Below are 18,375 nucleotides of genomic sequence, written 5' to 3'. Positions count from 1 at the left end.
GTGACGGGTGAGGGTGAGGTGCGGGGCCGCGCGGAGCGCGGAGGGTGACCCGGGATCAGGTCAGGGGAACGCCGAGCAGGGGCCAGACCGCGACGGTGAACAGCAGCACGAGCAGCGCGGTCATGGGGGCGAGGACGGCGGACATCCGCAGCAGATCGCGCGGGGTGTAGGTCGGGATGCCGGGAATCTCGGCGTAGAGGGTGACGGGTTTCGCCGAGGCGGGCAGAGTGTGGCAGAAACCCGCGGCGGCGGTGGAGGCGAGGGCGGCGGCGACCGGGTTCACCCCGGCGCCGACCGCCGCCGCGACGACCAGCGGCACCAGGACGGAGGACCGGGCGGAGCGGGACTGGAGGACCAGGTGCGCCGCGGTGGACACCCCGATCACCACTGCGAGGAACAGCCACGGCGGCAGATCCAGCGGTATCCCGCCGACCAGGTACTTCGCCGCGCCCGAGTCGGACAGGGCGAGGCCCATCGCCATGGTCGCGGCCATGAACAGCAGCAGCGACCACGGGACGGTCTTCAGCGCGTCCTTCAGCCGTACGGTGCCGAGCGCCGGGGACGCGGCGACTATCGCGCCGATCAGGGCGACCACCGCGGGCGGCACCCGGTGCAGGGGTTCGCTGCACCACAGGGCGACGACGGTGGCCAGCAGCAGCGCGCAGCGGCTCTCGGCCGCGCTCCAGGGCCCGGTGACGGGCTGTTCGCTGTGTTCCTGGATCTGTTCGGCGGTGATGTGGACGGGGCCCTTGCGGTCGGCGCGCTTGGTCGTGGTGAACAGGACCACCTCCGCGGCGAGATGCGAGGACACCACGGCGAGCGGGAGTCCGACGAGCAGCCAGTCGGTGAAGCCGACACGTTCCCCCGCGGCCTCCCACAGCACCGACACGGTGATGAGGTGGGCGCCCGCGCCGATCAGGGTGGCCACCGCCGACAGCAGGATCACCGTGGGGAACAGCAGCGCGAGCATCACGACCAGCCGGGTGCGGTCGGCGAGGACCTTGGCGAGCGCGAGGAACACGGGCATGGCGAGCGCGGCGCGGCCCGAGGTCGCGGGCACCGCGAACGCGGTGACCACCAGGGCGGCGGTCGTCAGATGGGTGAGCTGGCGGACATTGCGGGCGCCGCCGACCAGGAACGCGGCGGCCCGCCCCGCGAGGCCCGTCCGGGCGACGGCGGCGGCGAGCACGAAGGCGCAGATCAGCAGCCAGACCGTGTCGTCACCGAGGGTGCCGAACAAGGCGTCGCTGCTGATCACGCCGGTCGCGGTCAGGGCGAGGCCCGCGCCGAGCGCGATGTACGTGTCGTCGATCGGCGTTCCGATCCAGGCGCAGGTCGCCAGGGCGAAGATGGCGAGGGTGATCCGCGCGTCGCCGCTGAGGCCCGGGAAGTTGCCCGGGACCACGAGGAGTGCGCAGATGCTCAGCGCCACGCACAGGGTCGCCATTTGCCGGATGTTCACTGTCACATGAGAGAGCTTTCACCTCGGCGGTGAGGGCTCCATGAGTTGTTGATGAAAGGAACTTCACGCGGCGCCTTCGCTGTGCGCTTCCCGGTTCACCTCAGCGTGGCTGTTCCTGTGCGGGGCGTCTTCGGTTGCCCCGCCTGGGTTTCTTGTGCTGGGCGCGGTTGTTCCTGTGCCGTCGTCCGTGGGGTGCGCGGTTCCTCGCGCCCCTGGGTTTCCTGTGCTGGGCGTACTTGTTCCTGTGCGGGTCGTTCGTGGGTGCGCAGTTCCCCGCGCCCCTTCGGGGGCGTTCCCTGGCGTGATTCGTCGGGTGCGGGTTGTTCGTGGGGCGCGGTTCCTCGCGCCCCTGGGTCTCCTCGGCCTGGCGTACTTGTTCCGGTGCCGTCGCTCGGTGGTTTCGCGCAGTTCCCCGCGCCCCCTTGGGGCGCCCGTCGGCTGTCCGGGGTTACTCCGGGAGGCGGTAGCCCATTCCTCTTACTGTTTCGACTCGGTCGGCGCCGAGCTTCTTGCGCAGGGCGCGGACGTAGACGTCGACGATGTTGGAGCCGGGGTCGAAGTCGTAGCCCCATACGTGGGACAGGATCTGCTCGCGGGACAGGACCTGGCCGGGGTGGCGCAGGAACAGTTCCAGCAGGACGAACTCGCGGGCGGTCAGGTCGACGGTGCGCTCGCCGGAGCGGGCGCGGCGGGTGCGCAGGTCGAGGGTCAGTTCCCCGCTGCGCAGCACGGTGACCTCGGGGGCGCGGGCGGCGGTGCGCAGCCGGAGCCGGACCCGGGCCAGCAGTTCCTCGAAGCGGAACGGCTTGGTCATCCAGTCGTCGGCGCCGCCTTCGAGACCGGCGACGGTGTCCCGTACGGAGTCGCGTGCGGTGAGCACGATCACCGGGACGGAGATCCGGGCCTCGCGCAGCTGCCGCAGGACGGTGAAGCCGTCCTTGCCGGGCAGTCCGATGTCGAGGACTATCAGGTCGAATCCGCCGGTGACGGCGTAGTCGTAGGCCGCTTCGCCGTCGCCGACGACGGTGGTGGTGAAGCCGTTGGAGCGCAGCCCCTTCTGCACGAAGGAGGCGATGCGTTCCTCGTCCTCCACGATGAGTATCCGGTTCACAGTGCCGCTTCCTTGGTGGGCTCTTCCAGTGCGGGCATGAGGACGGTCGTCCCGTCGGGGTCGTCGAGGACGAGGACGAAGGTGGCGCCGCCGCCCTCGGTGGGCCGCAGCTCCACCCGGCCGCCGTGACCCTCGGCGATGGCCTTCACGATCGCGAGGCCGAGGCCCGCGCCGGTGCCGCGGGCGCCGCGCCGGGCGGTGCCCCGCCGGAACCGTTCGAAGATCACCCCCGCGTCCTGCGGCTGGACCCCGGGGCCGCTGTCCGCGACGTACAGCTCGACGCGGCCCTCCTGGACCCGGGAGCCGATGGCGACCTGCTGGCCGGGGACGGTGTGCTGCACGGCGTTCTGCGCGAGCTGCACCATGGCCTGGGTGATCCGCTGGGCGTCCAGGTGCACCTCGGCGTCCGCGAGTCCGGCCAGGGACCAGTCCCGGTCCCCGAGTGCCCGGGCCTTCACGAACACGTCGGCGGTCAGTTCCCCGAGCTGGACGGGTTCGGGGCTGACGAAGTCGGGGCGTTCGGACTTGGCGAGCAGCAGCAGGTCCTCCACGATCCTGCTCATCCGCTCCAGTTCCTCCAGGACGATCCGGACGGTCTCCTCGCGTTCGGCGGGGTCGTCGCCCATCAGTTCCAGATGGCCCCGGACGATGGTGATCGGGGTGCGCAGCTCATGGCCGGCGTCATCGACGAACTCCCGCTGGGCGGCGAACGCGCGCTCCAGCCGGTCGAGCATGGCGTTGAAGGTGTCGGCGAGGGCGGCGATGTCGTCGCGGCCCTGGACGGGGATACGGCGGGTGAGGTCCTGTTCGGTGAGCTGGGCGGCGGTCGAGCGGATGATCCGTACGGGCCGCAGGATGCGTCCGGCGACCGCCCAGCCGATGCCGGTCGTCATCAGCAGGGCCACCCCGGAGATGGCGATCAGCATGGTGAACACGTCGTTCGCCTTGGCCTGTTCACCGGCCGGGTGGAAGGCGACGACGAACGCGGCGGGGGGATGCCCGGGGCTGGACGCGATCGTCACCTTCGCCCAGCGCACCTCGCCCTGCGGGCGGTGCAGTGTCCCGGTGGCGTGCCGTGACTCGAACACCTTCTTCAGGGCGGGCTTGTCCGCGGCCAGCGGGTGGTCGACCCGGGTCTCCCGCGGCTGCACCTTGGTCACCGGGTCCTGCCCGGGGACGTCGGTCAGCCCCAGGAGTTCCTCGTCGGGGTCGGCGTACTGCCGCATCAGGAACAGCCGCAGCAGCGCGTCGGGGTCGGTGAAGGGGTCGCCGGTGTTCGGGTCGACGCCGCGGTCGGCCAGATTGGCGAACTCCTTGGCCTCCTGGGCCAGCAGGCCGTTGATGCGGTGGTCGGCGTCGCGCAGCAGGACGGAGCGGGTGGCGAAGGCCACCGCGCCGAGCGCCACCGCCATCACCAGCAGCAGCCACAGGAGGATGCGCAGCCGTGCGGAGAGCCGGCGGCGCACCGGATCAGCCGTCGTCACCGAAGTCGTCGCCGCCAGGTCCGTCGTCGTCCCCGCCGGGGCCGTCGTCGTTGTTGTCGTCGCCGGCCGGGGGCTTGCTCGTCGGCTTCTTCGTGGGCTTGTCGGTGGGCTTGTCGGTGGGCTTGTCCGGGGCGGTGCTCCTGCCGCCGTCGGGGGTGGTGTCGGAGGGCGTTCCGTCCATGGAGGGCGGTGCGACCGTCTCGTCGCTGGGCGTCGGACGGGGCGAGCCCGCGGAGCCGGAGGGGGAGCCGCTCTCCAGCTCCACCTTCTGCGGAACCTTGCGGTCGTCGGGGCTGTCGGTGAGGGCGTAGCTGGTCACCGCGATACCCAGCGGTATCGCGACGACCGCGGCGAGTGCCGCTATGCGATGAGTGAAGACCATGGTTCCGATGGTGACGAGGCCAACCGCGCCCCAGGATGAGACTCGGATGAGGAAGTCTTCATCTTCGGCCCGGGGAGGTGCCCCGGCTGACGCGGTACGGGGCGGGGGCGTCGGCGGCGGACGCGGTGGCGGTACGGGCCGGCCGGGGGACGGCCGGGCGGGGGCGGACGGGTCAGGAGTCGAGCCCGATGGCGAACGCCGCTTCGAGGTCGTGCTGCGAGTAGGTGCGGAACGCCACATGCGTGTCGGTGCCCTCGACGCCCGGGATCTTGCTGATCCGGCCGGGGATGACCTCGGCGAGATCGTCGTGGGAGCGGACCCGGACCATGGCGATCAGGTCGTACGTCCCGGTCACGGAGAAGACCTCGCTGACGCTTTCCAGCGCGGCGATCGCCTCGGCGATCTCCGGGATGCGGTCCACACTGGTCTTGATGAGCACGATCGCGGTGATCACGGCTGGCTGTCTCCCTCGGTGGCCGCTGCTGGTGGATTCACTCTAGCCCGCCCCTGTCCGGCTCCTCCCGGATCGTGGCGGGGCTCCTGGGCAGACCCGGCCGCAGGCGGCCGTACCCGGCCCAGCAGCCCAGGAACCCGAGCCCGAAGCCGATCAGATGCGCCAGGTACGCCACCCCCGGCCCCTGGCCGTCCCGGCTCGCCGCCAGCCACTGGAGCGCCACCCAGAACGGCAGCACCATCCAGGCCGGAAAGCGCAGCGGCAGGAAGAACAGGAACGGGAACAGACTGGTGACCCGTGCCGTGGGGAAGAGGTACAGGAATGCCCCCAGGACCGCCGAGATCGCCCCCGACGCCCCCACCAGGGTCTGACCCCCGTCCGGCTGCCCCGCGTGCGCCGTCGCGTACCCGGTCAGCGCGAGCGCGCCGCACACCACGTACAGGACGAGGTAGCGCAGTCGTCCCAGGCGCTCCTCGGCCATCGTCCCGAAGACGTGGAGGAAGAGCATGTTGCCGAGCAGATGCAGCCAGCTCCCGTGCACGAACAGGGCGGTGACGGGGGTGAGCAGGGCCCGGGGCGCTCCGGAGAACAGTTCGGCGGGGATCACTCCCCAGCGGGCGAAATAGGACCTTTGTGCGGCGAGCAACCCGTCCCCCGTGCCGTACCCCGGGTTCAGGCCCGGGACCGGTCCGAGCAGGAAGATCAGCGCGCATGCCGCGATCAGCGCGTACGTCACCGGCGCCGAGCGGCCGCGCGCCGCCCCGCCCGGCCGGGCCGTCCGGTCGCCACCCCAGGAGCCGATCATGGACAGATCATGACGGAACGGGACCGAAGCCGTACGGTTGCCCCGCCGTTGCCAGGACCCGAGCGGGCTGCCCCTTACAGGTCGTAGGGTTACGGCGACACGCGCCCGCGCGACGGGCGCGCCATGGACGTGACGGGTGTGCCGCGGCGCACCCCAGGCCCTAAGGAAGCGACGCCCACGATGACGGTTCCCCTGCCGACCGAACGGACGCGGTGGCGCTGCACGCTCTGCGGCAACCTCACCCGCTTCGATGTGACGCGCTCCTCGAAGGTGGTCGAGTACGTCCACCTCGACCTCGCCGGAGAGCCCAAGGTGGAGGAACGCGACGTCGTCAGTGAGACCATCGACACGGTGCGCTGCCGCTGGTGCAACGCGAACGACTCGGTGGAACTCGTGGACAGGCCGGGTGCCGACTCCTGACGGAGCCGGCCCCGCACAGCTAGTGGGGTGACGGACGGATGACGGAGAGCGGAGGCGGGGAGCCGGACGACGGCACCGCCGAGGTGCTCGACCGCCCGCTGCCCGAAGGCGTGCGCCGCCGGGTCGTCCAGATCGTGTCGGACGGCTTCGGCGGGCTCACCGTGTCGGAGCTGCCGTCCGCCCTGCGGCAGTACGCGCGCTTCACCCCCAGCCGCCGCGCCAAGTTCGCGGGCAACGCGATGGCCGCCGCGCTGGAGAGCGACCCCCTGTTCCGCCAGCGCATCGCGGAACATCTGCGTGAGAACCAGGGGGAGCTGGCCGGGGCGCTCGACTCGGGTTCCCCGCCGCCCGCCGCCGACCCCCTCGACGTGGCCGCCGCCGCGTACGTCCTGCGGCCCGCCGGCTGGGTCAAGCTCGTCGCCGCGGCCGGTGAGGAGGCCCAGCGCGCCGACGCCGAACGCGCCGACGAGGAGGCCCGCGCCGAACTCGACCGGCTGCGGGTGGAGCTCGCCGAGGCCCGCCACCACACCCGCGCCGAGACCGAGCGGCTGCGCGCCGACCTGGACGCCGCCCGCCGCGAGGCCGAGTCCCTGCACCGCAAACTGCGCGCCGCCCTCAGCGATGTGAAGCGCGGCGAGGCCGCCCTGCGCAAGGCGCACGGCGAGATCGACGCCGTCCGCACCGAGACCCATGTCCAGCGCTCCGCCGCCGACAGCGAGGCCCGCAGGCTCAAGTCCCGCCTCGGGGAGGCCGAGGCCTCGCTGGAGGCCAGCCGCCGGGCCGCCCGTGAGGGCCGCAGCGTCGAGGACATGCGGGTCCGGCTGCTGCTCGACACTCTCCTGGAGTCCGCCCAGGGGCTGCGCCGGGAACTCGCCCTGCCGCCCGTGTCGGTGCGGCCCGCCGAGACCGTCGAAGCCGTCGAACCGGGCCGGATGACCCCCAAGGACATCGCCGCGCGCGCCCTGTCCGAGCACGACCCCGCGATCCTCGACCAGCTCCTCGCGCTGCCCCAGGCCCATCTCCTGGTCGACGGGTACAACGTCACCAAGACCGGCTATCCGCAGATGCCCCTGGAGAAACAGCGGCTGCGGCTGCTCGGCCAGCTCTCGCTGCTCGCCGCGCAGACCGGCGCCGAGATCACCTGTGTCTTCGACGGCGCCGAACTCGCCGCCCCCGTCCTGCTCGCGCCCCCGCGCGGGGTGCGGGTGCTGTTCTCCAAACCGAAGGTCACCGCCGACGAGCTGATCCGTCAGCTCGTACGCGCCGAACCTCCCGGCCGGCCGGTCATCGTGGCGTCCACCGACCGTGAGGTGGCCGACGGGGTCGCCAAGGCGGGCGCGCGCCCGGTCGCCTCCGTGATGCTCCTCAAGCGGCTGTCCCGCGGCTGACCGCGGGCGGTTGTCGCGGCTGGTCCGGCGAGCGGCTGTCCCGTGGCCGAACCGCGAGCGGTTGTCGCGTGGTTGAACCGCGAGTGGCTGTCGCGTGGTTGAACCGCCCCGGCCCGCACTCCGCCGTCACTCATCTGACCGTCGCGTACCTGTTGTCGCGAGCCCGCCCGTCTCGAACCCGGGCCCACCCGTACCCGGACAACCGGCGCACACGCCGCACGATGTACCACCGGCGGCTCCGCGTAACCGAACAAAGCGCTCCGCCGAAGCGCGCACGAGGGCCACTTCGCGCCATCTGTCCTGTAACTGACCTCTGGGGCGGTTGTCCGGATTGGCCCCGGGTTCACGCAACGTAGCGTCAGTCACGCGTCACGGCAGGTGAGTTGTATGTAAAGAATGCGGGTACGACCGAGATTTTTCCGGTGAGGATTTGAACTGATCACAAGAGGGTCACTAAGGTCAGGCGTCGAACCTCCGCTCGGGTGATCGCTCAACGGGAGCGACGGCGGAGGGGCACCGCCCGCCGGCGTACTCGGTAGGCGGCTGAGGGATGAAGGAGCTCGCCCCCGTGGCGTCCCACCGTCGACCGAAGCAGCCGAGCCGCGCCCGTGTGACCGTGCTCACCGTGACCGCCGCAGCGGCCGTCGCTCTCACCTCGCAGTCCGCGCAGGCCGCGCCGAGCGAGAAGCCCACCAAGGACGAGGTCAAGTCCAAGGTCGACAAGCTCTACCAGGACGCGGAGAAGGCCACCGAGAAGTACAACGGGGCCAAGGAGAAGCAGGAGAAGCTCGACAAGGAGATCGACACCCTCCAGGACAAGGTCGCCCGCGGCCAGGACGACGTCAACGAGCTCCGCTCGGGCCTCGGTTCGCTCGCCAGCGCCCAGTACCGCAGTGGTGGGATCGACCCCGCTCTCCAGCTCTTCCTCTCCTCCGACCCGGAGACCTATCTCGACAAGGCGTCCACGCTGGAGCAGCTCAGCGGCCAGCAGGTCGAGTCGCTGCGCAAGATCCAGGAGAAGCAGCGCTCCCTCGGCCAGCAGCGCCAGGAAGCCTCCGACAAGCTCAAGGACCTCGCCGAGACCCGTACCGAGCTCGGCGGCAAGAAGAAAGAGGTCCAGGGCAAGCTCGCCGAGGCGCAGCGGCTCCTCAACACCCTGACCGCCGCGGAGAAGGCGGCCCTCGCCGAGGAGGAGCAGCGCGCCACCCGCAACAGCGAGCGCGCCGCCCTGAAGGCCACCGAGAGCACCAAGGCCAAGTCCGACTCCGGGAAGGCCAAGACCGGCGGTCAGAGCGCGGGCGGCCAGGGCGGTTCCGAGGCGCCCGTGTCGGGCCGTGCCTCCTCCGCCTACGCCGCGGCCCAGAGCAAGGTCGGCGTCCCGTACGTGTACGGGGCGAGCGGGCCCAGCTCCTTCGACTGCTCGGGCCTCACCTCCTGGTCCTTCGCGCAGGTCAACCAGTCCATCCCGCGCACCTCGCAGGCCCAGGCGAACATCGGCACCCGGATCAACTCCCAGAGTGCCCTCCAGGTCGGCGACCTGGTGTTCTTCTACTCCGACCTGCACCACGTCGGCTTCTACGCGGGCAACGGCCAGGTGCTGCACGCCCCGCGCACCGGCGCCAATGTGCGCTACGAGTCGATCAACAACATGCCGTACATGTTCGGCGTCCGGGTCTGATCCGTCCCGCCCGCAGTCCGTTCCCCCGCCCGCGTACCCCACCGGTACGCGGGCGGCGGCGTTCCCCGCCCCGGGAAAGTGCCCGCGACACCCCCCGAACGGGCGAAATCCGTGTTCCGCCACTGACCCCGCGCCCCGCCGGTGACCTGCGTACCAGGCGAGGTGTCACCGTCCGTGTGCGAGGCGGTCTTTGGCCGGAGCGTGGTCGCCCGGCTACTGTCTGGCGCGCATTCCCCCGCCGAAGCAAGGGGGTCCGTCAGCGGAAGGAGCGGCTGCCCGTGGGGTCCCATCGCCGCCCAGTACCCGGCCTCGACCGCAGTGCCCGAGTCACCGCCCTGACCGCCGTCGCGGCCACCGCGGCGGCAGCCCTCGTCGCGGGTCCCGCCGCCGCCGCGCCCGGCGACACCCCCGCCGCCACCCGGGCCGAGGTCGACCGGCTCCACACCCAGGCGGAGAAGGCCACCGAGGCGTTCAACAAGGCCGACGAACGCGCCGACCGGCTCCGCGCGCGGGTCGCGGACATCCAGGACCGGGTGGCCCAGGGCCAGGAGCGCATCAACACCATGCGGGGCGCGCTCGGCGCGCTCGCCGGGGCGCAGTACCGCTCCGGCGGCGTCGACCCCGCGCTGGAACTGATCCTGTCCTCCGACCCCGACGCCTATCTGGACCGGGCCGCGACACTCGCCCGGATCGGCTCCCGGCAGACCGGGGACCTGCGGCGGCTGAACGGCGCCCAGCGCGCCCTCGACCAGGAGCGCGCCGAGGCCGGCCGCACCCTCGGCGAACTGGAGCGCAGCCGCGCGGACGTGGCCCGCCACAAACGCGCCGTCGAGGGCAGGCTCGGTGAGGCGCGGCGGCTGCTCAACTCCCTGACCCGGGCGCAGCGCGACGCCTACGAGCGGGCGTCCCGTTCCCGCCATCAGCGCACCACGCTCGACGCGGGGTCCGCCGGGAGCACCGGCGCCCCCTCGGGCCGGGCCGCCACCGCGCTGGCCGCCGCCCGCTCGGCCGTCGGCCGCCCCTATGTGTGGGGCGCCAACGGCCCCACCGGCTTCGACTGCTCGGGGCTGATGCAGTGGTCGTACGCGCAGGCCGGGGTCGGGCTGCCGCGCACCTCGCAGGCCCAGCGGTTCGCCGGCCGCAGGGTGCCGCTGTCCCAGGCGCGCCCCGGTGACCTGGTGGCCTACCGGGGGGACGCCAGCCATATCGGGATGTACGTCGGGGGCGGCCAGGTCGTGCACGCCCCCTACCCGGGCGCCCCGGTGCGCTACGACCCGGTCGGGATGATGCCCGTGTCGTCGGTGACCCGCGTCTGAGCCTCCCCCGGCCATCGGGCCGTCCGGCGGTGCGGTGACCGGCCCGGCGCCCCGTACGCTCTGAGCGTGGCGGAGCGCGGGCGGGGCGGGCGGGTCGGACGGACGGCGGCGGGGTACCGGTCCCCGGCCGCCGCGCTGCTGGTCGTGGTGGCCGTACTGGCGGGACTCGCGGGCTGCGGCGCCCCGGTCCGCGCCGATCCCGTGCTCGCCGACGCGCAACGTGTCCTGGACCGGCGGGCGGCGGCCGTGCTCGCCCGGGACACCACCGGGTACCGGGCCACCCTCGACCCCGGCCCGCGCGGCGGCACGCCGCCCGCCGACCCGCTCTACGACCGGCTCGCCCGGGTACCGCTGCACTCGTGGTCGTACACGGTCAAGGACGCGGACCGCTCGGGCGACCGCGCCACCGTCCGCGCGGAACTCGGCTACCGGATCGCCGGGTACGACCGCGCGCCCGTCGTCGCGGACCGCGCCGTGGAACTGCGCGAGCGCGACGGCCGCTGGTACGTGGCCGGGGACCGGCCCGCCCGGGACGCGCCCCGCCAGCTGTGGGAACAGGGCCCGGTCGACACGGTCCGCGGTACGCACAGCCTGATCCTCGGCGTCGGTCACGACCGGGCCCGGCTCAAGGAGTTCGCCGGGCTCGCCGACCGCGCGGTGCCGCAGGTGAGCGGGGTCTGGGGGAACGGCTGGGCCCGCCGGGTGGTGGTCCTGGTGCCCCGGTCGCTGGAGGCCATGGCCGAGCTGCTGGGGGCGCCCGCCTCCGGCTACCGGGGCATCGCCGCCGTCACCACCGGCGAGACCGGCGGCTCGGGACCCACGCCCGCCGACCGGATCATCGTCAACCCGGACGCGTACGACGTCCTCGGCGACTTCGGCGCACAGGTCGTGCTCACCCATGAGGCCACCCATGTGGCGACCCGCCGCCAGACCTCGGAGGCCACCCCGCTGTGGCTCTCCGAGGGGTACGCGGACTGGGTGGGCTACCACGGCACGGGCCGTACCGCGCGGCAGGCGGCGCCCGAGCTGGAGCGGGCCGTCGGCGACGGCCGGGTCCCCGGACGGCTGCCCGAGGACGCCGACTTCGGGTTCAGCGGGGACGCCGACCGGCTGGCGCGCGCGTACGAGAGCGGCTGGCTGGCCTGCCGGATGATCGAGGAACGCTGGGGCGGCGCGGAGCTGACCGCGTTCTACCGGGCCGTCGGCGCCCACGGGCAGCGGTCGGGCGCGGTCGACACGGCGCTGCGGGACGTCCTCGGGCTGTCGGAGGACGACTTCACGGCGCGCTGGCGGACGTATCTGAGGCGCGAGCTGGGCTGACCGCGGCGGGCCGCCCGCCGTACGCCTTCCGCGACCGCCGTACGCCCGGTGTCCCGGCGCCGGGCACCGTCGCCCGCCACAGCCGCCCGGCGGCCAGCAGGGCCGCCGCGACGAGCAGTCCGTTGCGTACGAACAGCAGCCCCACACCCAGCGGTTCGCCGGCCACGACCTCCGCGAAGTACACCGGGAACTCCAGCACCGTCACGAACGCCGCCGCGGCCACCAGCCACCCGGGGACGGCCATCCGGCTGTCCCGGAACGTCAGGCACACCGCCGCGAGCCCGATCAGCCACACCACGTACTGCGGGCTGATGACCCGGCTGGTGACCGTGAACAGCAGGACCGCCACGAAGGCGGCGTCCGCCGGGGTCCCCGGTGACCAGGTCCGGGCCCGCACCCGCCACACCATCAGCCAGCCCAGCGCCAGCACCGACAGCGCCTGGGCGGCCGTGCTCACCACCGGTACGTACGGGCCGAGGAACTCCAGCGACCCGTAGTGCAGCCGCACCTCGCCCGGCCAGCCGAACCAGCGCGCCAGATGCAGCACCAGCGCCCCCACCGACTCGACCTCGGTGCCCCGGTCCCGCTGGGCGGTGAGGAAGCCGAACGCGCCGGGCATCGTCACGGCGAACACCAGCAGGACCAGCGACCCGGCCACCGCCGCCGCCGTCCACGCGCGACGGGTCGCCCGGCCCGGGGCGGTACCGGCGAGGACCAGCGCGGGCCACACCTTCAGCAGCGCCCCGAACGCCGCGAGGGCACCCGCCGCGCGCGGATGACGGACCCCGGCGACCAGCGCGGCCACCGCGACCGCCGTCACCATCAGGTCGTAGCGGGCGTACACGGTGGGTCCCAGCAGCGGCACCCCGCACACCCACAGCCACACACCCCGCTCACTGCCGCCGGGCCGGGTGCCCGCGTACTGGAGCAGCAGCAGGACCACCGCGTCGGCCGCCAGCACGAGCACCGTGAACGCGGCCGGGTAGTCCAGGAACGGCAGCAGCCCCGGCGACAGGACCGGCAGCGCGGCGGCGGGCGGGTACTGCCAGGTGACGTCGTCCAGCGGGAACGTGCCGGTGCGCAGCACGTCGTACCAGCCCTGGTAGATCACCGAGACGTCCACGGTCACATCGGGGCCCGGCAGGACGAACACCTTCAGGACGAACAGCAGGAGCAGCGCCCGGGTGAGCATCCACACCGTCGGCATGAGGGCCGCGCGGTACCAGGGGAGCGGGGCGGCGCGCGGGGGAGTGCCCGGTCCGGCCCCGGTGCGCGGGCGCGGGGCCGGTGCGGTCGCCGGTGTCCCCGGAGCCGAACCGGGAGCCACGTCCGGAGTGTCCGTCATACCCTTCCCACCCTGTTCGCCGATGGCCAAGGGGAGTCATCATGCCTGGCCGGACGGGGGCCGGGCCATCAGGCGGGGCCGGGCCGGACCGACCGCGGCACGGGGTTCGCCACCGGGCGGGCCGATCGGACGGGGGCCCGGGGGCGTGCGCGCCGGGCGTGTGGGCGGCGGCTCGGGCCGGGGGGCCAGTGGCGGCGGCGGTTCGGTACTGTCGACGCCGATGCACAAGACCCTGATCGTCACGAACGACTTCCCGCCCCGGCCCGGTGGAATCCAGGCGTTCCTGCACAACATGGCGCTCCGCCTCGACCCGGACCGGATCGTCGTCTACGCCTCCACCTGGAACCGCAGCCGCGAAGGCGTCGAGGCCACCGCCGCGTTCGACGCCGAGCAGACCTTCACCGTCGTCCGCGACCGGACGACCATGCTGCTGCCGACCCCCCGGGTCACCCGGCGGGCCACCGCGCTGCTGCGCGAGCACGGCTGCGCCTCGGTATGGTTCGGCGCCGCCGCCCCGCTCGGGCTGATGGCGCCCGCGCTGCGCTCGGCGGGCGCCACCCGGCTGGTGGCGACCACCCACGGCCATGAGGCGGGCTGGGCGCAGCTCCCGGCCGCCCGGGGGCTGCTGCGCCGGATCGGCGGGTCCACCGACACCCTCACCTATCTCGGTGAGTACACCCGGTCCCGGATCGCCGGAGCCCTCGCCCCGGCCGACGCCGCCCGGATGGTCCAGCTCCCGCCCGGGGTCGACGAGAAGACCTTCCACCCCGGCTCGGGCGGCGACCTGGTGCGCGCCCGCCTCGGGCTCGCCGACCGGCCCGTCGTGGTGTGCGTCTCACGGCTGGTGCCGCGCAAGGGCCAGGACACCCTGATCGGGTCGATGCCCCGGATCCTCGCCGCCGTCCCGGACGCGGTGCTGCTGATCGTGGGCGGCGGCCCGTACGAGAACGATCTGCGACGGCTCGCGGAGACGACGGGCGTCGCGGACTCGGTGCGGTTCACCGGCGCCGTGCCCTGGTCGGAGCTGCCCGCGCACTACGGCGCGGGGGACGTGTTCGCGATGCCGTGCCGCACCCGCCGGGGCGGACTCGACGTCGAGGGGCTCGGCATCGTGTACCTGGAGGCGTCGGCGACGGGACTGCCCGTGGTGGCCGGGGACTCCGGGGGCGCCCCCGACGCCGTCCTGGACGGGGAGACCGGCTGGGTGGTGCGCGGCGGCCGGCCCGACGAGGCGGCCGACCGGATCGTGACGCTGCTCGGTGACCCGGAACTGCGGCAGCGGATGGGGGAGCGGGGCCGGGCCTGGGTCGAGGAGAGATGGCGCTGGGACCTGCTGGCGGAACGGCTCAAGGAACTGCTGTGACCCGGTGTGCCGCGGTGCGACGTGCGGTGCGGCGCGCGGTCCGGCGCGGTGGCGTACGGCCGCTGTCCGGGGCCCGCCCCACCTGAGACGCGCACCCTTGCCCCGGACGGCCCCCGCCCGGCTCGGCCCGTGTTCCAGGACGGCCCCTGCCCGACTCGGCCCGTGCCCCGGTCGGCCCGTGGCGCGGGCCGTCCGGAACGCGGGCCGGGAACGGGACACCGCGGTACGGCGGACCGTCAGACGGCGTCCTTGCGGCGCAGGGTGAGGTATCCCGCGCCGAGCGCCGCGGCGGTCCAGGCCGCCAGGATCGCGGTACCCGTCCACGGGCCGTAGTCCCGTGCGAACACCGGATCCTCCGGCGGCCCGGCCAGATGCATGATGAACGTGCCCGCCTGGTCCGGCAGGTACTGCGCCCACCCCCGGATCGCGGGGATGTTCCCGGCCCCCTGCGAGCCGAGCAGCAGCAGCGGCAGCAGCGCCCCCATCGCCCGCGCCGGACCGCGCAGCAGCGCCGTCAGCCCGAGCGCCAGCAGCGGCACCAGGACCAGATACAGCCAGCTCCCGGCGATCGCCCGCGGCACGCCCGGAGCGCCCCAGCCGACGCTGTCCGGGCCGAGCCCCCACTGGCCCGCCGCGAACGCCACCAGCACCGCCAGCAGCGACACGACGGCCAGTACCGCGGTCACCGCGAGCAGCTTGCCCGCGAAGAACGCGCCCCGGTGCGGGGTCGCCGCCAGCGACAGCCGGATGGTGCCGGTCGAGTACTCGCTCCCCATCACCAGGATCGCGAACACCACCAGCGCCAACTGGGCCAGCGTCAGCCCGTAGAAGCTCGCGAACAGCGGATCGGCGTCCGGCTGCCCGGCGCTCCCGGGATCCTCGCGCCAGCCGCGGAAGCTGCGCCCGATCAGCGCGGCGACGACACCGGCGACGGCCACGGCCGCGGCGAGGCACCACGCCGTCGAGCGCACCGTACGGATCTTCGTCAGTTCGGCCAGGAAGACGTTCACCGCTGCCCCTCCCGCTCGCCCCGGTATTCCAGGGACGCGTCCGTGAGCCGCAGGAAGGCGTCCTCCAGCGCGGCGGCCTCCCCCTCCCCGCCCGTGCCGGTGGCGGCGAACTCGGCGACCGGCACATCCGCCAGCAGCCGCCCGCGCCCGATCACCACGAGCTGATCGGCGGTGCGTGCCGTCTCGGTCATCAGATGACTGGAGACCAGCACCGTACGGCCCTCCGCCGCGAGGTCCCGCAGCAGGTTCCGCAGCCAGCGGATGCCCTCGGGGTCGAGCCCGTTGACCGGCTCGTCCAGCATCAGCACCGGCGGATCGCCCAGCAGCGCGGCGGCGATCCCGAGCCGTTGGGTCATCCCCAGCGAGAACCCCCGCGTGCGCCGGGACGCGACATCCGCCAGCCCCACCAGCTCCAGCACCTCGCCCACCCGGCGCCGCGCTATCCCGTTGCTCCGCGCCAGCCACCGCAGATGGTCCCCGGCCCGCCGGCCGCCGTGCAGGGCCGAGGCGTCCAGCAGCGCACCGGCGTGGCACAGCGGCCGTGCCAGCTCCTGGTAGGGGCGGCCGTCGATCAGGGCGCGGCCCCGGGTGGGGCGGTCCAGGCCCAGGATCATGCGCAGCGTGGTGGACTTGCCCGCGCCGTTGGGCCCGAGGAATCCGGTCACCCGTCCCGGCCGGACGGTGAACGACAGGTCGTCCACCACGGTCCGGCCGCCGTATCTCTTGCCGAGGTTCCGTACTTCGATCATGCCGGGGACGCTAGGCGCCGGACCGGCCCGCGCTCCGCCCCCGAAAGTGGGCGCCACCGGTCCGCCTTCGTTGCCTGGCCGGGCCGTCGGCGTCCGGCATACGCTGCCCCACATGATCGCGCCCCTGCTCGCCGCGTTCGCCGTGATCACGACGGACACCGCCGTGCTGGCGTCCCGGCTCCCCGGCGACCCGCCGTCGTGGGCCGGGCTCCTGGGCACCTCGGTGCTCCTGACCGGCGTCGTCCTGCTCAGCCGCCGCAGTCCGGTCGGGGCGTTCGTCACCGCGCTGCTGCTGTTCTCGCTGCTGCCCGCGGTGTTCGCGCTGCTGCTGTGGACCGGGTACGCCGCCGGACGGGCCCTCGTCACCCGCGGCGGTACGGCGGTGACCGCGGGCGCGGCCTGCGGCGGTCTCGCCGTACAGCTCCTGTCCGCGCCCGACGACGCCGGGATCACCCAACTCGTCACCGCCTACCTGGTGTTCGTCGCGATGCCGCTGCTCGTCGGCCGCCATCAGGCACAGCACGACCAGCTGGTCGACGCGCTGTCCCAGCGCAACGAGGAACTGCTGCGCCGCCAGGAACTCCTCGCCGAGCGGGAACGCCTCGCCGAACGGCTGCGGATCGCCCGGGACATGCACGACTCGCTCGGCCAGCGGCTCAGCCTCGTCTCCGTCCAGGCCGCCGCCCTGGAGGTCACCGACCTGCCGCCCGACCGGCGCGACGGGGTGCGCCAACTGGCCCGTACCACCCGCGCCGCGATGGACGAGCTGCATGAACTGGTCGGCGCGCTGCGCGGGACGGAGGACCCCGGCCGCCCGGCCCCGGGCCCGGCCGGGATCGAGCGGCTGGTGGCCGACTTCCGGACCGCCGGGCTGCCCGTGGAACTCTCCCGCACCGGCCGTCCGGTGCCGCTGCCCGACGCGACCTGGCGGACCGCGTACCGGGTGGTGCAGGAGGGGCTGACCAACGCGGCCAAGCACGCCGGGGGCCGGCCCGCCGAGGTGGCGCTGGTCTGGGAACGGGACGCGCTGCTGCTCACCGTGGTGACACCGGAGGGACCGGGGGCCGCCGCGACGGCGGTACGGCCCAGCGGACCGGGCCACGGGCTCGTCGGGCTGGGCGAGCGGGTACGGCAGGCGGGCGGGCTGCTGGACCACGGTCCGCACGGCGGCGGCTTCCGGCTGCTGGCGATGCTGCCCGCCGGGGAGGGCCCGCCGCCCGGGTCCGACCGCCAGGACGCGCCGTACGGTCCCGCCGGGGAGGGCGCGGGCGGCGGGCGGACCCGGGAGCGGGGCTTCCCGTACGGGCCGGGCGGGGACGGCCGGGAGAGCACCGCCCGGGTCGCCGTGCGCGGGGTCGCCGCCGCCGTACTGGTCCTCGTCGTGCTGCCCGCCGGATTCCTGCTGGGGGTGCGCTGATGATCAGGGTGCTGGTCGCGGACGACGAGCCGCTCATCACGGCGGGCATCCGCACCGTCCTCGCCTCCGCGCCGGACATCGAGGTCGTCGCCGAAGCGGGTGACGGACGGACCGCGGTCGAACGCGCGGTCAGCCATCGCGCGGACGTCGCCCTGCTCGACATCGTCATGCCCGTCCTCGACGGGCTCGGCGCGGTGGACGAACTGCGCCGCCGGGCCCCGGCCGTCCGCTGTGTGCTGCTCACGGCGTTCGGCGCCGAGTCCCATGTGCTGCGGGCCCTGGAATACGGCGCGGCGGGCTTCGTGCTCAAGAACTGCGAACCGGGGGAACTCATCCGCGCGGTCCGCGCGGCCCACCAGGGGGACGCCTTCCTCTCCCCGCAGGTGACCCGGCTGCTGCTCGGCACCATCGGCGCGGAGCGGGTGGGCCGACGGCAGGAGGCCGCGGGGCGGCTGGCCCGGCTCACCGCCCGCGAGCGCGAGGTGCTGGGGCTCGTCGCCGAGGGCCTGTCCAACGCGCAGATCGCCCGGCGGCTCCATATGACGGAGATGACGATCAAGACGTATGTGAGCCGCGTCCTCGCCAAACTCGACTGCGCCAACCGCGTCCAGGCCGCCCTGCTGAGCCGCGACGCGGGCCCGCACCCCTGACCGGCCCGGACCCCGGCCGGT

17 protein-coding genes are annotated in these 18,375 nt (G+C 73.8%); 8 read left to right on the top strand and 9 right to left on the bottom strand.

Going from position 1 to position 18,375, the window contains the following annotated elements:
- Positions 1-55 precede the first annotated feature (55 nt).
- The 6 genes from AB852_RS21895 to AB852_RS21870 all read right to left on the bottom strand — a co-directional run bounded on the left by AB852_RS21895 (position 56) and on the right by AB852_RS21870 (position 5,698).
- Positions 56-1,447, bottom strand: a complete 1,392-nt coding sequence (locus AB852_RS21895; RefSeq protein ID WP_406398136.1) for an SLC13 family permease — start codon at positions 1,445-1,447, stop codon at positions 56-58.
- Between the two features lie 463 nt (positions 1,448-1,910).
- Positions 1,911-2,573: a response regulator transcription factor gene (locus AB852_RS21890; protein ID WP_073791240.1), complete on the bottom strand. Its 663-nt coding sequence runs from the start codon at positions 2,571-2,573 to the stop codon at positions 1,911-1,913.
- On the bottom strand, positions 2,570-4,057 hold the full coding sequence (locus AB852_RS21885; protein ID WP_073791237.1) for a sensor histidine kinase: 1,488 nt from the start codon (positions 4,055-4,057) through the stop codon (positions 2,570-2,572). Before AB852_RS21885 ends, AB852_RS21890 begins: the two co-directional genes overlap by 4 nt.
- On the bottom strand, positions 4,044-4,439 hold the full coding sequence (locus tag AB852_RS21880) for a hypothetical protein (protein ID WP_073791234.1): 396 nt from the start codon (positions 4,437-4,439) through the stop codon (positions 4,044-4,046). The genes AB852_RS21885 and AB852_RS21880 overlap by 14 nt, the downstream gene beginning before the upstream one ends.
- Before the next feature lie 172 nt (positions 4,440-4,611).
- Entirely contained in the window at positions 4,612-4,893 is a 282-nt protein-coding gene (locus AB852_RS21875) for an Lrp/AsnC family transcriptional regulator (protein ID WP_073791232.1), read from the bottom strand.
- Between the two features lie 37 nt (positions 4,894-4,930).
- Positions 4,931-5,698 (bottom strand): rhomboid family intramembrane serine protease, encoded by a 768-nt coding sequence (locus tag AB852_RS21870; protein WP_107499308.1) that lies wholly within the window; start codon positions 5,696-5,698, stop codon positions 4,931-4,933.
- A 180-nt stretch (positions 5,699-5,878) separates the two neighbouring features.
- Between AB852_RS21870 and AB852_RS21865 the strand changes: the two genes are divergently transcribed.
- The 5 genes from AB852_RS21865 (at position 5,879) to AB852_RS21845 (ending at position 11,820) form a co-directional block, all read left to right on the top strand.
- Positions 5,879-6,118: a hypothetical protein gene (locus AB852_RS21865; RefSeq protein WP_073791229.1), complete on the top strand. Its 240-nt coding sequence runs from the start codon at positions 5,879-5,881 to the stop codon at positions 6,116-6,118.
- Between the two features lie 38 nt (positions 6,119-6,156).
- The gene (locus AB852_RS21860) at positions 6,157-7,506 is read left to right on the top strand and encodes an NYN domain-containing protein (RefSeq protein ID WP_073791226.1); all 1,350 of its coding nucleotides are present in this window, start codon (positions 6,157-6,159) and stop codon (positions 7,504-7,506) included.
- Between the two features lie 568 nt (positions 7,507-8,074).
- Complete coding sequence (locus tag AB852_RS21855; RefSeq protein WP_073791708.1) at positions 8,075-9,184, top strand: C40 family peptidase; 1,110 nt, start codon at positions 8,075-8,077, stop codon at positions 9,182-9,184.
- Positions 9,185-9,462: 278 nt separating this feature from the next.
- The gene (locus tag AB852_RS21850) at positions 9,463-10,500 is read left to right on the top strand and encodes a C40 family peptidase (RefSeq protein WP_073791223.1); all 1,038 of its coding nucleotides are present in this window, start codon (positions 9,463-9,465) and stop codon (positions 10,498-10,500) included.
- A 66-nt stretch (positions 10,501-10,566) separates the two neighbouring features.
- Positions 10,567-11,820 (top strand): hypothetical protein, encoded by a 1,254-nt coding sequence (locus AB852_RS21845; RefSeq protein WP_425444181.1) that lies wholly within the window; start codon positions 10,567-10,569, stop codon positions 11,818-11,820.
- Here the strand turns inward: AB852_RS21845 and AB852_RS21840 are convergent.
- The gene (locus AB852_RS21840; RefSeq protein WP_425444180.1) at positions 11,777-13,165 is read right to left on the bottom strand and encodes a glycosyltransferase 87 family protein; all 1,389 of its coding nucleotides are present in this window, start codon (positions 13,163-13,165) and stop codon (positions 11,777-11,779) included. The genes AB852_RS21845 and AB852_RS21840 overlap by 44 nt on opposite strands.
- Before the next feature lie 220 nt (positions 13,166-13,385).
- Here AB852_RS21840 and AB852_RS21835 point away from each other — a divergent pair, with 220 nt between their 5' ends.
- Positions 13,386-14,528 (top strand): glycosyltransferase family 4 protein, encoded by a 1,143-nt coding sequence (locus AB852_RS21835; RefSeq protein WP_073791220.1) that lies wholly within the window; start codon positions 13,386-13,388, stop codon positions 14,526-14,528.
- A 236-nt stretch (positions 14,529-14,764) separates the two neighbouring features.
- Here the strand turns inward: AB852_RS21835 and AB852_RS21830 are convergent, their stop codons facing one another.
- On the bottom strand, positions 14,765-15,538 hold the full coding sequence (locus AB852_RS21830; protein ID WP_079184831.1) for an ABC transporter permease: 774 nt from the start codon (positions 15,536-15,538) through the stop codon (positions 14,765-14,767).
- Positions 15,535-16,287, bottom strand: coding sequence for an ABC transporter ATP-binding protein (locus tag AB852_RS21825; RefSeq protein WP_073791217.1), 753 nt, complete (start codon positions 16,285-16,287; stop codon positions 15,535-15,537). Before AB852_RS21825 ends, AB852_RS21830 begins: the two co-directional genes overlap by 4 nt.
- 112 nt (positions 16,288-16,399) lie before the next feature.
- Between AB852_RS21825 and AB852_RS21820 the strand changes: the two genes are divergently transcribed.
- Both AB852_RS21820 and AB852_RS21815 read left to right on the top strand, forming a co-directional pair.
- Positions 16,400-17,704 carry a sensor histidine kinase gene (locus AB852_RS21820; protein ID WP_073791214.1) on the top strand — a complete coding sequence of 435 codons (1,305 nt, stop codon included), beginning with the start codon at positions 16,400-16,402 and terminating at the stop codon, positions 17,702-17,704.
- The gene (locus tag AB852_RS21815) at positions 17,704-18,354 is read left to right on the top strand and encodes a response regulator (RefSeq protein ID WP_073791212.1); all 651 of its coding nucleotides are present in this window, start codon (positions 17,704-17,706) and stop codon (positions 18,352-18,354) included. Before AB852_RS21820 ends, AB852_RS21815 begins: the two co-directional genes overlap by 1 nt.
- Positions 18,355-18,375 lie beyond the last annotated feature (21 nt).

Origin of the sequence: Streptomyces uncialis (genome assembly GCF_001905345.1) — a bacterium.
GTDB lineage: Bacteria > Actinomycetota > Actinomycetes > Streptomycetales > Streptomycetaceae > Streptomyces > Streptomyces uncialis.
The sequence above is the reverse complement of the archived record's forward strand: the minus strand, read 5'-3'. Positions and strand labels throughout refer to the sequence as shown.

What these genes read in the sequence shown, in the direction of transcription:
- AB852_RS21825 (WP_073791217.1), bottom strand. Translation starts at nt 16,287, where the DNA reads ATGATCGAAGTACGGAACCTCGGCAAGAGATACGGCGGCCGGACCGTG.
- AB852_RS21865 (WP_073791229.1), top strand. Translation starts at nt 5,879, where the DNA reads ATGACGGTTCCCCTGCCGACCGAACGGACGCGGTGGCGCTGCACGCTC.
- AB852_RS21815 (WP_073791212.1), top strand. Translation starts at nt 17,704, where the DNA reads ATGATCAGGGTGCTGGTCGCGGACGACGAGCCGCTCATCACGGCGGGC.
- AB852_RS21820 (WP_073791214.1), top strand. Translation starts at nt 16,400, where the DNA reads ATGATCGCGCCCCTGCTCGCCGCGTTCGCCGTGATCACGACGGACACC.
- AB852_RS21870 (WP_107499308.1), bottom strand. Translation starts at nt 5,698, where the DNA reads ATGATCGGCTCCTGGGGTGGCGACCGGACGGCCCGGCCGGGCGGGGCG.
- AB852_RS21840 (WP_425444180.1), bottom strand. Translation starts at nt 13,165, where the DNA reads ATGACGGACACTCCGGACGTGGCTCCCGGTTCGGCTCCGGGGACACCG.
- AB852_RS21835 (WP_073791220.1), top strand. Translation starts at nt 13,386, where the DNA reads ATGCACAAGACCCTGATCGTCACGAACGACTTCCCGCCCCGGCCCGGT.
- AB852_RS21880 (WP_073791234.1), bottom strand. Translation starts at nt 4,439, where the DNA reads ATGGTCTTCACTCATCGCATAGCGGCACTCGCCGCGGTCGTCGCGATA.
- AB852_RS21860 (WP_073791226.1), top strand. Translation starts at nt 6,157, where the DNA reads ATGACGGAGAGCGGAGGCGGGGAGCCGGACGACGGCACCGCCGAGGTG.
- AB852_RS21895 (WP_406398136.1), bottom strand. Translation starts at nt 1,447, where the DNA reads ATGGCGACCCTGTGCGTGGCGCTGAGCATCTGCGCACTCCTCGTGGTC.